This is a genomic window from Leptospira stimsonii, from assembly GCF_003545885.1.
Classification (GTDB): Bacteria; Spirochaetota; Leptospiria; order Leptospirales; family Leptospiraceae; genus Leptospira; species Leptospira stimsonii.
In genome coordinates this window covers 938,381-952,384 of sequence record NZ_QHCT01000001.1, presented here as the reverse complement: position 1 = coordinate 952,384, position 14,004 = coordinate 938,381, and the positions used below count along the sequence as shown (strand labels likewise).

Sequence of the window (14,004 nt, the reverse complement as noted above, 5' to 3'; positions counted from 1 at the left end):
GAAAGTCGGGGTCGTTGAATTTTCTTCGACCCCGATTCAAAACAAACTTCCCTAATTTTTCGTTTACTTTTTTAAAACTTGAGCGTTCGCCAAATCCTGCAAAAGTCTCCAACCGGATTCCGTTTTGATCCATTGTTGATTGACTACAAAATTCATTTCACTGGATTTCATGACCAAAGTTGCGTATGCAAGATTTCCTTCGCTTCTCAGAGAAGTTACGGTCAATGTCCTCGGCTTTCCTCCGATTTTCCCTTCTTTTAGAGCGCCTAGATAACCTTCGCGACTCATTTCCCAAGGCTGATTTGCATTTCCTACGAAAGCATAAAGACGAAAATCTTTATGTAAAACGGTTTCCAATTTATCCGTGTTTCGTTCATCACCGGCTTTTACGAATTCATGAATTTGCTTTTTTAAGGAGGCCTCCTCGTTATTGGCGAAAATGGCCGTCGTCATAAAAATGGTCGTTAAAAACTTAATTAGTTTCATACCCACTCCTGTAAGATTTTTTCTTCAACATGTTGCTATAGCAACTGTTTTCCTTTTTCCATTTTAGACGATATATAGTTTCCATGGCAACTATTTTTAATAAAAAATCAGCGGACCGACGCTGTCGCTTGAATTTCAATCAGAAGACTTTCTCTGGCAAGAGCTTCGACTCCGATCACCGTCGACGCCGGTTTATGTCCCGAATTGAAGAATTGCCCGGAAATTCGCGAATACGTTGTAAGTTTCGATTTGTCGATTCCTACGATAAAAACTTCTAAACGTAGGACATCGTCGAGCGTTGCATTTTCGGATTTTAATAGTAGCTTTAGGTTTTCGAAAATTTGAATCGTCTGCGTTTCAAAATCATTCGGATCAGGCAGTTGTCTCTTTGGATTCCATCCGACGATCCCCGAAAGGTAAATCGTTTTAGGAGAATCTGTAACGATTCCCTGTGAAAACCCGTATTCCCAGGTATTGTAAACCTCTGACGAACGGATCGCCCGGTGTTGTTTATGAGAAACAAAACCGCAATCAAGAATCAGCGTCCAGAATGGTAGTAGCCACAAGGTTACTTTTTTATCGAATAACTTTTTGATTTTTTGCAGAATCACGAGATTTCTCCTATAAATTCGCCAAAAGGTTTTTCTCTAAGATTCCAATGATTCTTTCAAATTCTTTGAAGTCCTTCGAACTTAAACCTGAATAAATTTTACTTCGCTCCTCTCCGACTATACTTGTCATTTTTTCGTGAGTCGCATTTCCTTTCTTCGTAAGATGAAGACGTAAAATTCGCTGATCTTCGGAATCGTTTATCCTTTTTATCCAGCCTTTTTGTTCCATCTTTTCCACCATGCGAGAAATGTTCGGTTTATCTCCGAACAAATCATCGGTCAAATCTCCCTGGGTTAATCCTTCACTGTGCGCGATCTTATTTAGCAAAAACCATTGTTCTTGACTGATGTCGATCTCGTGTCTTTGACAAAATCTTTGAAAGTGTAATCGAAACAAACGATTGGATCGGACGATTAAAAATCCGTAAGCGTCTTTTATTGAAACCATTTTACGATTATGGCAACATTTAGTTACTAAGGCAACTATATTTTGCATTCATCGATTTCTATTTTATGATTATCGTATTTCGGTTTCCGTTTGAGAAACAGGGAGCTTTACATAAAGCCGATCTTCTTATCGGATCAATTTTTCAGAACCAATATTGCATTCTCTTTCGAAACTCCGATCGTCGCGATCATACCGGAGTTGAATTTTAAATAGTCCGATTCGATACCGTCGCTAAAGATTACTCCGCCCGAAGGCATCAAGGACTCGACAGTCAGAGGAAAATTGTTAGTAAGAATTCCCGCAGTGATTCCGATCTGAGTTCGAACGCTCTGGAAGGGTTCCCTTACCGCGAATAAGAGCTGATCCTCTTTGAGGGCGGGGCGTTTTAGTTTTAATTCCTTTTCGAAAAGCCCTGTCACTCCGTAAGCCATATTGAAGATAGAACTTAGCCATCCGGTACTTCCAGCGGGAGTGGAAATGATGATACCACTAGACGATTGCTCCTCCGAATTCTGATCGTATGAAATCTTATACCGCGCGGACGTATGAGAAGAAGGTCCGATAAAAAGGTCGTTGAACGCGAGCAATCTCTGACCGTCGTTTAGCTTTGCTTCCGCAAAACGAACCGTCTTGGAAGAATAATGACCGCTCATCACATTCTCCACCCCGGAAATAAAATTGTGAGTATCAAATGGAAGTAATACCCCATCATATCTTTCTGCGTCCGGATTGACCGCAACGATGGGAACGCCCTTCGAGTATTTGGCGGTATTGGCTACGAGGCCGTCTTGTCCGATCGTAACGATGAGATTTTTTTCCGAAAAAAGAAAGGAAGGGAGAAAGATTCTTTCAACGATTTTATATTTGATCGTCTTTGAAAGCCGTTTCTGAATCGTATCAAGAGATTGTTGAAAGATCTCGTGTTCGATTTCGTAGTCTTCAAATTTTCCTCCCAGTCTTTCGATATAAAACTTGGCTTGCTGTTTCGTATTGAATCTTTCAACAAGAGCCTCGAGCCTAGTTTTATTCTTTACGATGATCGCATATTCAACGCTCATTTTTTGGAATCTTTTTTCTCCTGAAGCAGATTCTCCAAAAGATCCGGGCTTATATTAAGATTCCCGATTTTTTCCGCGTTTTCCGCCAATTGCCTAAAAGCTAACGCGATGTTAAAACGAGGGTCCGGATTGTTATTCAAAGCGACTAACGTTCTCCAGTCGATATCTCGAAACGGTTTCAAAGTCGTTTCCGTTACGAACCCTTGGGCTTCGGCTTCCTTTCTTTGATTTGCGGTTTTTGTATCGATAAATTTTTTTCTTTGTTCTTCGATTGCGATATCGGCTTGGATCTGCATCTCTCTGAGTTTTCTTTTGTTGTCGGCTTCCATGATCTTAGCCTCCATCTGTTTTTCGGAGATTTGCTTTTTCTTTTCTTCTACCGCAATTTCAGTGTTTAGTTCGCTTTCCTTGATCTTACGTTCCTGTTCTACGGCAAAGTTTCTTCTTTCGTAAATCGCTTGGTCCGCTTCCTGTTGAAGCTTTTCTCTAGTTTCGGTTTCCAGAGCTCGTTCCATCTCCGGGTTCGGACGAATCGCAAGAATATTTACGTTAAGAATCTCGATTCCCAAAGTTGAAATCGCCGGAGAAGTTTGAAGTCCTTGAAGAATTTGTGTCTCGATCGTCTTCGCGGAACGAATCGAATCCTTTAAGCCGATTCCGTGAATGTAAGAAGAAGTCGAAGTCTGTGCGTAATTGATGATTCGTTGATTGAGTTTTTCGATTTCGTTTTTCTTATAAGTGCCTTTTGCATCGACCGTAAAATCCAGAAGTTCTGATAATGACTTCGGATTCGAAATCTTATAAGTGATCTGCCCCTGAATCGAAACCGTTTGATAATCGTTCGTAGATTCGTTAAAGATAAACGGCAAATCGTTACTTCCGAGAGGAATCGCCGAAATCGAACTCGTAGGCGCGAAATAAAAAAAGGAAAGCCCTCTTCCTTCCTTTGAAACCTTTCCGTTTTTATAAAGGATTACGTGCGTCATCGAATCGAATTGTATATAATTCATTCCAAACATGGATCTTATGCTCCCTACCGTTCTTAACTTCGGATTCTGATTCTTCTAAAAACAACTCAAGTCTTTGCATCATCCACAAACTAAGTTTTCAATCAAATCATTTTGTTCGCTCAAAACGTCGAATTCCTAAATTTACATTCAAATCTTCAAAGCCGAAATGAAAATTCCGCAGAAGTTCCTTTCTTTTTTCGAATAATTTATTGACTTTTTAAAAATTCTGAGCACAGTATTTTTCTCTTTTATCTTCAAGGAGAAATACGCAAATGTTTCGAATCGTATCAAGACTTTTCATTGTCGCTTTCGTGTTCGGATTTATTTCAACCGCGAGCGCACAAATCGGTCAAATCAACCCGTCTTCGATAAGCGGGAAATACAAGGTAAGTGGAACCAACCCGGACGGCTCCTCTTATGGAGGATCGGTCACGATCACCCAATCCAATGGAGAATACCTTTTTACTTGGAGCGTCGCTGGGCAGTCGTTTACGGGAACCGGATCCTTGGACGGAAGTACCCTTACTGTTGATTGGGGACAAAATGATCCGGTTATTTACGAAGTGAAGAATGGCGGACGCCTTCTGGAAGGGACGTGGGCCGGCGGAAGCGCCACAGAGACATTGAGAAAATAATAATATACTCATATAATTTGTTGTAGAACGATCGAATTTGATTGTTCTACAACCGGTTGTTTTTCCGCTTTAATCCGATCCTTTCAATAAAATTCTTCCTTTCGGTTTTATTCTTTTTAAGTTTCCATTTTTGAAAACAAGAAGTAACTCTTTGTAGATTTTTAATTTGGGAATCTCCCCGAAAACTTCACCCTTCAAAAGACAAACCTCTTTCAGAGCAGTATTCAATTGTTCCGACAAAGTTTCTCGGTAATATTCTTCTTGAAACCGGACTTTAAGTCCGAAAGAGAGGATGCTTCAACGATTTCCGTTTTAAAAAGACAGACGAACCACAATTAGTTTTATTTAAAACTAAATTGATTCTTCGGAAACAAAGACCTTGGAAACTGAACGTATCGTTCGAAATTCATTTGATTTTCTTTTTTTACTTTGAATGATGAGTTCTCATGACTAAAGAATTCAGAGCAAAAGATCCAAACTATTCGGATCGAATTCACAAAATTTTTCATCAGGCCAATTTTATCAATCTCCTCGAAATCCAAATCGATTCAATCGAGTTAGGCGCGTTACGAACGTTCGTGGACATTCAAGAAAAACACCTCCAACAGAACGGTTATGTTCACGCTGGTGTGATCTCAACCCTCGCCGATCATTCCGCAGGAGGAGCGGCGGGAACGTTAGTCAGCGAGAAACAAGTCGTATTGACGCTGGAATTTAAGATCAATCTTTTAAGAACCGGAATCGGAAACCGACTTCGTTGCGAGGCGAAGGTCTTTTATCACGGAGCCACGGTAATCGTCGTCAATTCCGACGTTTACGCAATTCATAAAAATCGTGAAAAACATATCGCAAAGGCGACGGTAACGATGGCAGTGGTGGGAAGTCAGTACAGCGGAGGTTGAATTTCTATTCTTTCACGGAGCATTGAGATACGTTGATATTCTCCCAATGCCACCATCTCCAATTCGGCGTCAATAGTTCCGCGTTCAAGTCCTCCGTAATATCCAGCGAGTCGGGATTTCCTTTGAGCGATTCGAAATACCACTGAAAACGATGTCCTCGTTTGGCGTAGAACAGTTGTGGACATTCTTGAATTCCCTTCATCCCCAAAGATCGATAGCGGTTCGAATTCGAATCCTTCATTTCGAGGCGATCGGAATAAGAACATATCGTATTCGAAAGTAAATAACGAAAATTGAATACGGTTCGATCCTTTTCCAAACAGACGCTTTCCAACACGACGGAATCTCCGTATTGTTTTTCAACCGAACAGCAGTTTGAATTTTTGTTTTTGATTTTCGCCTCCCTCTGAATCGGACGCGATTGAATTCCGGCCAAAAGGAGCGCCGTATAGAAAGTTGCGACTAGGCTTATACAAAAAAAGAATATGAATTTCATTCTTCTTGAATCGGGAAAATCCTCTGCCAAACAAACGCTCGGCAGAGGTCTTTGTGTTAGGCGAGAACAGCTTGTTTGGAGGCTCTTTCCAACTTAAACAGATTCGCGTTCGCAGTCGCGAGACTGTCTAGATGATACGCTTGCGAAATGGCTCTTCTCTTATCGAGGTCTTTTCCGCTCAACACCTTGAGAGATCTTTCTAATAGCATTCCGCAGACAAACCTCGCGCAAATCTCAACAACTTCAAAAGCTAAGGAATCTTTTACATTCCCGTCTTGAATCGATTTGTACGCGGTCACTGCGCTTTCCAGATCGGTCCAAACTTTTTTGAGATCCTCCGATGCGGAAAATTTTGCAAGTTCGGATTCTCCATATTGTCTTAGGTGACCTGCTGGAGACATTCCCGAAACTACACCGCCAATCGCGGCTACGACCTGAAGTTGTGTTGTTCCTTCGTAGATGGTCGTGATTCTACTGTCTCTGTAGATTCTCGCGACGTCGTAGTCTTCGGTGTATCCGCTTCCACCGTGAATCTGAAGTGCGTCCGATGCGATCGAAACACATCCTTCCGAAGCGTAGTATTTGCTGAGCGGTGTAAAAAGATCCGCGAGCTTTTCCCAACGACGAATGATTTCGTCTTGATTGGCGTCTCTTTCCGTCTTTCCTTCTATCTTGATCAGGTGTTCCTTCGGCCAGTGATAGAGATCGATCGCCTTTCCGGTTTCCGCGATCAGAACTCTCGTCGCGAGAACTTCCCTTTCCATTCGATCCAACATTTTTTTTACAGCAGGAATTTGTTCGATCGGTTTTCCGAACTGAATTCTTTCGGACGCGTATTTCTTAGCTTCGAAATAGGCGGCGCTTGCAATTCCCAAAGATTGAGTTGCGATCGTTAGCCTTGCCGCATTCATCATTCCCATCGAGTATTTCACGAGACCGTATCCGGTTTTTCCGATCAATTCTCCCGGAGAATTTTCAAAAACAACTTCGCAAGTCGGCGAACAATGAAGTCCCATTTTGTGTTCTACTCCGGCGACATGCACGTCGCTTCCCTTCACCAAAAAGAAAGAAAGTCCTCTTGCACCGCTTTCCGGCGTTCCGGTTCTCGCTAATGTAAGAATCACGGAAGGTGCGTTGACATATCCGCAGGCGTGTGTGATGAAACGTTTTGCTCCGGTGATTCTCCAGACACCGTTTGCGTCTTGAACGGCCTTTGTTTGTACGTTCGGAAGATCGGAACCGTAGTTCGGCTCGGTCAATGCCATTGCCGCGCTGTATTTTCCGGCCGCAATTTCAGGAATCCACTTCTCGCACATTTCCGGTGACGCATAACGTTCCATAATTTCGACAATGTTGATATTCCCGTAGGCAAGACAGAATGCCGCGTCCGCCCGAGCGGAAATTTCGCACATAAAAGATTGAACGGTTGCGGGCAAACCCATTCCGCCGTATTTCCTGCTGATAGAAATCGGCATCAAACCGGCATCTCTCAGAGTATTGTAACATTCTTCCTGCGCCTTCGGAAACGTCACTTTTCCGTTCTCGTATTTGAGACCGATCTGATCCATTTCCTTACTTCTGGGAGCCACAAATTCTCCCATGATTTCGCCTAAAGAGTCCAATACGGACTTATAGTATTCTTTGGCTTCCTCGATGTTGGAAGGAGCATATGCCAATCGTTCATTTCCGGTCTTTTTGTATTCTTCTGCGTCTTCGAAGTTGTGTTCGAATGCGTGGACAATTTCATCCCAGTCGATCAACTCATCAAATACGAGTTTGAGATCTTCGTTGTCCTGAAAGTAATTACTGATGATCATGTGGATTCTTACCTCTCGAATATGCCCAATAGTTAAAACCATTGAGAAGAGATGTCAAGCGTACAAACGATACTAACCCCCTGTCTTATCCTCTTCCCTCGATTTTTTTAATTTCGGAAGTTCCCCGATCGCAACTCCGTACCAAATCGTGTTGAGAGAATGTTGGTAGTAAGCCTTTCGATACGCAATTTCAGAATCCAAAAAAGAAGTTTCGGAAACGAGCAACTCCAGACGAGAAGTCGATTTAAAACTAAATCCTCTTCTATGACTGCTCAGATTGGCTTCCGCTGAATTCCGCGCCTTCGAATATAAATTTAGCAAACGAGCCGAATTCAGAGAACTTTCGTAGGCTTTGCGAATTTCGTCGGTCGCGATTCTTTTTGCCTGAGACAACTGCAATTCTGCCTGCCTGACAGCCGACTCGGCCTGTTTGACCCCGGCCGTGATCGTTCCGGCGGATAACAGTGGAACGTTGATCGAAAGTTGCATCGTGATGTCTTTGTTTGGAGTGGTATTGTGTTCCGGGATCGTATAATAGTTGTTCAACGTTACCGAAGGGAGATGTCCTCCCCAGGCCTTTGTGAGATTGAGCTCGGCCATTTTTAGGTTTTCCTTGGCCGCGATCACGTCGTATCGTTTTGCGATTCGTTCCTCCGGAAGAAGATTTTGAGGAAGGGCAATCACCTCTTTCGGTATGGCAAGTCTCAATCCACCTTCTCCGGCGCCGACAAGACTTTCCATCGCCATCTCGCTTTGTTTGAGCTGATATCGGAAGTCCTCTAGAGAAGCCTCGGACCGGGAGAAATCCGCTTCGGACCCGCTTAAATCTCCTCGAGTGATCCTTCCCAAGGAAAAAAGCCTTCTTCTTTCCTGACTTGTCTTTCGCACAAGATCCGTTTTCTTTTCTTCCAACTGAATGATCTCTTTGAGCTGTAGAACATTATAATATGCTTGTGCGATTTCAAGATACAATCTTCCGGATTCGTAACGGGCTTCGTTCATCCTCACTTTTGTAAGAGCGCCAGCCGCCTTATAGGTCGTGTATTGACTCACTCCGTTTAAGATGGGAATGGATAGTAAAAGCCTTGTTCCCGGTCCTACCGTGGGCGGCAAACTACTGGAAGACGATCCGGTGTACGGGCTCGGTTCCGTGTAATACGGATTGAATTGATGATTCGGTCCGGGAACTCTGTAAAATTTATTATAAACCAAAGATAAAGAAGGAAAGAAAGATGCAAAAGCCGCCATCTTTTGAGAATCCGCTTGTTGAATCGCTTCTTCTTTGAGCGCAATTCTCTCCGTCCTCTCGACCGCAAACGCGTATAAATCTTCTATGCTCAATTCCTGTTCCGGAGTTATTTTTCTTATCCTTTCGGTCGTTACGCCGCTGACTTCTTCCAGCCTGGGTTCCACAACTCCGTCGTTGGTCCGAATCGAAGAATCGTCCGTGCAATTCAAGAACGCGAACGACGTATAGAGAATCATAGAAAGAGAACAGATTTTACTTCGCAGTTTTTTCTTTGGACCACCAAGAACCACATTCCAGGTTTGTGAAAAAAAAAGAAAAACGCGAGGAAGCATTCTTACAAGAGACGAAAATGGAAAAGTATATTCAATTTTTTTAATCTTTATTGAATTCATTTTTTTGATTTTTTATTTTTAATCGACGGTTCCGGAAAAAGAATCAATTTTTCCTCGGCCTTTTCTTCCTTTTCTTTTTCACCCAGATAATACGCCGCGGGAACTACCAAAAGCGTGATCAGAGTCGAAAGAGTCATCCCACCCAAAATCGTAACTGCCATCGGAATCCGTGTTTCAGCCCCGGGTCCAAGCGCCAAAGCCGGAGGAATCGCCGCCGCAATCGAACTGAAGGAAGTCATGAGCACCGGTCTTAAACGAATCGGACATCCTTCCTTGATCGCCTCTTTGATATTCTTTCCTTCCGAACGAACGTGATTTACAAACTCTACAAGAAGTATCGAATTCTTCTTTACGAGACCCAAAAGAAGAATGAGTCCGATAAAACTGTACATATTGAAGGATTGTCCGAATAAGTAAAGAGCGACTAACGCACCGGTAAAACTAAACGGCATGGCGAGTAGAATATATAGCGGTTGTTTTAGACTATTAAACTGACTCGCAAGAATCATATAGGAAAGAAGAATTCCGAAAAGAAGCGCGAGCGTAAGACTATTCCCCGATTCTTTCGCGGTTTTAGCGGAACCGGTGACCGAAGCGCTATACCCGTCCGGAAGAATCGACTTCGCGATCTCCAAGGCTTTCTCGGTGGATGCTGTTTGTCCAAGCGCGGGGGGCGGATTTCCAAAAACTCGAATAGCCCTTTCTCGATTGATCCGAGTAATCGTCTTCAACGCCTCCTTCTCTTGAACGGTTAGGACTTCCTTTAGTTTTACGAATTCTCCGAATGTGTTCCGAACTCCGATATCGGAAATGACAGAAGCGGATTCGCCCTTGTCCTTTTGAATCTTAACTCTTACATCATAACTTCTTCCGTTTTCAGTAAATCGACTTACGTTTTTTCCACCCATTAATGTACCGATGGTGTTCCCTACGTTCGCCATACTGACTCCGCGAAGAGCCGCGGCTTCGCGATTGGTAACAAGTCTGAGTTCTTTTTGACCCGCGACGTAATCTGTGTCCACATCCAAGACCGCTTTGCTTTCTTTCAAACGTTGTAAAATTTGAACCGAATAAGCCGATAATTTTTGCCAATCCGGTCCGGTTAACACGAGTTCGACGGGATAACCTCTTCCGGCGGAGAATCCTCTTTGTGAAAGATCCTGGACGGAAAACGTCGCCTCAGGGACAAGTTCTTTCAGATCTTTTCGAAGAATCCCGAACAAGGCTGATTGGGTTATTTCTCTTCCCGTCTTCGGATTTTTGGGTCGATGTCCCATTTCCTTCATCGTAACGAAGAACATTCCGGTATTCGATTCTGTTCCTCCAAAACCGCCGACATTGGACATGTACTTATCAATTTCTTTTCTGCCGATCAGATACTGTTCCACTTTTCTCATCGTGTCGTCCGTTCTCTGCAAAGAAGAACCCAAAGGGAGACGAGCTCGGATGATAAACCGACCCATGTCCTGAGGAGGGATAAATTCTTTTTTTAAAAGAAAGAAAAAACCCAGGGAAATTAAAAACAGCGCCGTGGATCCGTAGACGACCATCTTCGGATGTTTTAATACGAAATCGATCGATCTAGCGTAAAGCTTCGTGCTATATTCCAAAAATCTTTCGACGTGAGGATCCAACTTCTTAAAAAACGAAACTCGATCGATCCAGAGATTCCATTTTTCCTTCGCGTTCACGGAAAATAAATTATAACGGGATGGTTTTGATTCCTGATTCTTCTTATCCTCCGAATACAGAGAGGAACGCATCGGCGTAAAACTCAAGGCTTCAAAAAGTGAAAGAAGAACCGCCACCGAAATCGTTACTCCGAATTCCAAAAAGTATCTTCCGATAATTCCTTTCATAAACGCGACCGGAAGAAAGATAGCAACGACGGCTAACGTGGCGGCTAAGGCGGCAAAACGGATTTCAGTTGCTCCTTCCAAAGAGGCGGCGAACCATGATTTTCCCATTTCGCGATGTCGCGTAATATTTTCTAAAACCATGATCGCATCGTCCACGACGATCCCCGTAGCTAGGGAAAGGCCGAGCATCGTGAACGTATTTATCGTAAAACCCGCGAAATATAGGAATAAAAACGTTCCGATCACGGAAGTCGGAATCGCGAGAAGAACATTCCCAGTACTTTTCCAATTTCCTAAGAAGAGTCTACATACAAAACCGGTTAGAATCGCGGAGAAGATTAATGTGAATTCCAATTCGTTTACGCTGTCTCTAATATAACCCGTGTTATCGTTCGAGACGGTAAGATCGTAACCCTTCGGTAATCTCGGTTTTAATTCTTTGACCTTTGCTTTAACAAGATCTCCAACTTGAACCGCGTTAGCACCTTTGAGTTTTTTAATTCCGATCCCGACGGCTGAAATACCGTTAAATCTGGATATTCTTCTTACTTCACCTAACCCGTCTTCTACGATCGCGATATCCTTTAATCGGATCGGTCTGAACAAAGGGGATCCACTTCTCGAATTTAAAAGAATTCCTCCGAACTGATCCGCGGTTGGAACCTCTCCCACCGCACGAAGGCTGATCTCACTGGTTTTATTCTCGAGTTTACCGGAAGGAACTTCCAAGTTTTGTTCTTTAAGAGTGTTTACGATATCGTCCACCGCGATTTCGTTTCTGGAAAGTTTCGAAGGATCCAAATAGACGTTGATCGTACGATCGACGTAACCTCCAAGGATGATCTCCCCCACTCCGGAAATTTTCTGAAATTTATCTTTCAGAAAATCTTTTACGAAGAGCATCTTCTCTTTCTCGGTCTTATCCACCGCGGTCAAAGAAACCCATATAATCGGAGTATCGTCGGGATTTGACTTCGTGATCACGGCCGGATCCAATTCTTCCGGAAGTTTATTCGAGACTTGCGCCAACTTCGTTTGGATTTCCTGAATGGCCACGTCGACGTCTCGACTGAGTTCCAACTCGACTGTAATCGTCGCGGATCCATCGGAAGAAATGGAACGAACTTCCGTGACTCCTTCGACCGCCATCAGAGCTTCTTCGATCGGATCTACCACATCCGTTTCCATTACGGGAGCATTTGCTCCTACAAGCGTAAGAGAAATATTCACGACCGGAAAATCAACATCCGGCATTTGGGATAATCCCATTCTTGAGAATCCGATCGATCCAAAAAGGATAATCGCCGCCATCGTCATCCATGAAAAAATCGGGTTGCGTATCGATACTTCGGATAGCAAGTAGAACCTCTTTTTGAGTTCGATTAAAACGTTTTTTTTAAAACGAACTTCAATTTAGAACTTTTGTTATAGGGCGTTTTCAAACGGATGAGCAGGCTCTTCCATTCTTCTTAGGAAACGTCCGAGGGAATATTCTTTCGACCGGACTTTTCTGCTCAGGATCCTAAATTTTAAACATTTCGAACCCATTTAAGATAAAGATCCCTCGTATTCCACCCATTATTACACAAACTCGAAATTTAGAATTCATATTTACTTTAAAATTGTTGAGCCGGGATATTTCCACTTCAAAGTAAACAATCCGATCGTTTCCGTTTGTCTTCTTTCCTTCGGCTCATTTTTTTCCGGTAAAACGAAGTCCGCAAATTGTGAAAAATATTCACTCAATGAATCGTAAACTTTTTTCTTTTCAAAGAATCTGCCCGGTTTTCCCAGCAAACATCAAACATCTTCGCCTACTCTAATAAAGACGAATCAAGCTCGACCCCGTTTCGGAAAATGAACCTTCTTTTTTGAACGATACGAATGAATTGAAAAGGGTCTGGATCCTTTTCGTTTTTTCAAAATACAATGAATCGATAAAAAGGGAAAGTCAATGATCCAAACTCAAACTTCAATTCCTCTTTGATCGACGCTCTTTGGGGGACGAGGATCCATTTGATCGTCGCTTATCCAAAAAGGCGGGAGCGGCTTCAGGATCAGCTTCGTTCGAAAGCGATTCCTCAAGAATGAAGGAAGAATAAAATGCTCACAATTTCCCGGACAAACGATGTTTCTTATTTTTTTTGAATAGATTATAATTTTTGAATAAAGAATTCGTATAAGTACACTTTGATTGATTTCTCATTCCGGGTTCTGTAAATTCAATTCATTCAAACAGGAAATACAAAGACAATCGTCATAATTCTCACGAATGAATTCTTTCGTTTGCAAAGAGAGTTTAATAGAGAAACAAGCACACTGGTGAATCGCCGCCCCACACTCAAATCGATTTCCGCAACGAGGACAAGGCTTTTGAAGCGCTTCTAACTTTATAGAATTCATTTCAGTCACAGATCTATCAAATCGGAATCAAAGGTATTGTCGATTCAGAAAATTTCGCTCTAAAAAGAAAGATCAAACAGTCAGAGAATAATAGAAGAATTCCTCGTCCTTTACAAAACCGAGAGACTCATAGAGTCTTTGAGCATTTCTATTATCGCGAGCCGTGGAAAGGGAAAGATATTTTGCGTCCATACTTCTCGCCAAAGTGGCCGCCTGCACGATGAGGGCTTTTGCAATTCCTTTCTTTCTGTATTCCGGTCTCACAAAAAGATCGTTTAAAATCCAAGTTCTTTTCATGGAAAGAGAAGTGAATGAGGGATACAATTGAGTGAATCCGTAAAAGAGTTTTTCATCCTCGCTCAATGCCACGAAAATACAAGATTCTTCCTTTGAAATTCGTTCCTCTAAAAAATGGAAAGCTCCGGAAAGGTCGGATTCTTTTTTATAAAATTGACGATACTCGTCAAAAAGAAGGGAAACTTGGTTCAAGTCAGAGATTGCAACTTTTCTAATATTACACATTTTCATTTCCTACGCTCTTATTTTCAAAATAAAAATCGTTTCCTTCTCAAATACTTTTAGGAATCGATTCAATATTCGTTCGAACGATCGTTGAACTCACTACAATCCGAATCCTA

12 protein-coding genes and 1 pseudogene are annotated in these 14,004 nt (G+C 42.5%); 2 read left to right on the top strand and 11 right to left on the bottom strand.

All coding sequences use genetic code 11. The features are described 5' to 3' along the window. Positions 1-63: 63 nt before the first annotated feature. From DLM75_RS04635 to DLM75_RS04615, 5 genes are all read right to left on the bottom strand, one after another. Positions 64-486, bottom strand: a complete 423-nt coding sequence (locus tag DLM75_RS04635; RefSeq protein WP_118967312.1) for a nuclear transport factor 2 family protein — start codon at positions 484-486, stop codon at positions 64-66. Between the two features lie 107 nt (positions 487-593). Then, entirely contained in the window at positions 594-1,097 is a 504-nt protein-coding gene (locus tag DLM75_RS04630; protein ID WP_158586440.1) for a RidA family protein, read from the bottom strand. 10 nt (positions 1,098-1,107) lie between these two features. After that, positions 1,108-1,545: a MarR family winged helix-turn-helix transcriptional regulator gene (locus tag DLM75_RS04625; RefSeq protein WP_158586439.1), complete on the bottom strand. Its 438-nt coding sequence runs from the start codon at positions 1,543-1,545 to the stop codon at positions 1,108-1,110. A 134-nt stretch (positions 1,546-1,679) separates the two neighbouring features. Continuing rightward, positions 1,680-2,603 (bottom strand): NAD(+)/NADH kinase, encoded by a 924-nt coding sequence (locus DLM75_RS04620; protein WP_118967309.1) that lies wholly within the window; start codon positions 2,601-2,603, stop codon positions 1,680-1,682. Further along, entirely contained in the window at positions 2,600-3,613 is a 1,014-nt protein-coding gene (locus tag DLM75_RS04615; RefSeq protein WP_241547822.1) for an SPFH domain-containing protein, read from the bottom strand. The genes DLM75_RS04620 and DLM75_RS04615 overlap by 4 nt, the downstream gene beginning before the upstream one ends. A gap of 272 nt (positions 3,614-3,885) precedes the next feature. Between DLM75_RS04615 and lfb1 the strand changes: the two genes are divergently transcribed. Then, positions 3,886-4,248, top strand: a complete 363-nt coding sequence (gene lfb1, locus DLM75_RS04610; RefSeq protein ID WP_118967307.1) for an LIC10280 family protein — start codon at positions 3,886-3,888, stop codon at positions 4,246-4,248. Positions 4,249-4,694: 446 nt separating this feature from the next. Next, positions 4,695-5,150 carry a PaaI family thioesterase gene (locus DLM75_RS04605; RefSeq protein WP_118967306.1) on the top strand — a complete coding sequence of 152 codons (456 nt, stop codon included), beginning with the start codon at positions 4,695-4,697 and terminating at the stop codon, positions 5,148-5,150. Between the two features lie 4 nt (positions 5,151-5,154). Here DLM75_RS04605 and DLM75_RS04600 read toward each other — a convergent pair whose 3' ends face one another. The 6 genes and pseudogenes from DLM75_RS04600 to DLM75_RS04570 all read right to left on the bottom strand — a co-directional run bounded on the left by DLM75_RS04600 (position 5,155) and on the right by DLM75_RS04570 (position 13,888). After that, the gene (locus DLM75_RS04600; RefSeq protein ID WP_147456604.1) at positions 5,155-5,646 is read right to left on the bottom strand and encodes a hypothetical protein; all 492 of its coding nucleotides are present in this window, start codon (positions 5,644-5,646) and stop codon (positions 5,155-5,157) included. A gap of 56 nt (positions 5,647-5,702) precedes the next feature. Continuing rightward, a complete protein-coding gene (locus tag DLM75_RS04595) occupies positions 5,703-7,463 on the bottom strand; it encodes an acyl-CoA dehydrogenase family protein (protein ID WP_118967304.1) in 1,761 nt (586 codons plus the stop codon). Positions 7,464-7,535: 72 nt separating this feature from the next. Beyond that, positions 7,536-8,918, bottom strand: a pseudogene (locus DLM75_RS04590) (TolC family protein); the annotation flags it as partial. Between the two features lie 182 nt (positions 8,919-9,100). Beyond that, a complete protein-coding gene (locus DLM75_RS04585) occupies positions 9,101-12,322 on the bottom strand; it encodes an efflux RND transporter permease subunit (RefSeq protein WP_241547821.1) in 3,222 nt (1,073 codons plus the stop codon). A gap of 843 nt (positions 12,323-13,165) precedes the next feature. Then, entirely contained in the window at positions 13,166-13,366 is a 201-nt protein-coding gene (locus DLM75_RS04575) for a cysteine-rich CWC family protein (RefSeq protein WP_118967301.1), read from the bottom strand. Positions 13,367-13,438: 72 nt separating this feature from the next. After that, a complete protein-coding gene (locus DLM75_RS04570; protein WP_193989136.1) occupies positions 13,439-13,888 on the bottom strand; it encodes a GNAT family N-acetyltransferase in 450 nt (149 codons plus the stop codon). Positions 13,889-14,004 lie beyond the last annotated feature (116 nt).

What these genes read in the sequence shown, in the direction of transcription:
- DLM75_RS04605 (WP_118967306.1), top strand. Translation starts at nt 4,695, where the DNA reads ATGACTAAAGAATTCAGAGCAAAAGATCCAAACTATTCGGATCGAATT.
- DLM75_RS04600 (WP_147456604.1), bottom strand. Translation starts at nt 5,646, where the DNA reads ATGAAATTCATATTCTTTTTTTGTATAAGCCTAGTCGCAACTTTCTAT.
- DLM75_RS04625 (WP_158586439.1), bottom strand. Translation starts at nt 1,545, where the DNA reads ATGGTTTCAATAAAAGACGCTTACGGATTTTTAATCGTCCGATCCAAT.
- DLM75_RS04575 (WP_118967301.1), bottom strand. Translation starts at nt 13,366, where the DNA reads ATGAATTCTATAAAGTTAGAAGCGCTTCAAAAGCCTTGTCCTCGTTGC.
- DLM75_RS04615 (WP_241547822.1), bottom strand. Translation starts at nt 3,613, where the DNA reads ATGAATTATATACAATTCGATTCGATGACGCACGTAATCCTTTATAAA.
- DLM75_RS04635 (WP_118967312.1), bottom strand. Translation starts at nt 486, where the DNA reads ATGAAACTAATTAAGTTTTTAACGACCATTTTTATGACGACGGCCATT.
- lfb1 (WP_118967307.1), top strand. Translation starts at nt 3,886, where the DNA reads ATGTTTCGAATCGTATCAAGACTTTTCATTGTCGCTTTCGTGTTCGGA.
- DLM75_RS04620 (WP_118967309.1), bottom strand. Translation starts at nt 2,603, where the DNA reads ATGAGCGTTGAATATGCGATCATCGTAAAGAATAAAACTAGGCTCGAG.
- DLM75_RS04595 (WP_118967304.1), bottom strand. Translation starts at nt 7,463, where the DNA reads ATGATCATCAGTAATTACTTTCAGGACAACGAAGATCTCAAACTCGTA.
- DLM75_RS04570 (WP_193989136.1), bottom strand. Translation starts at nt 13,888, where the DNA reads ATGTGTAATATTAGAAAAGTTGCAATCTCTGACTTGAACCAAGTTTCC.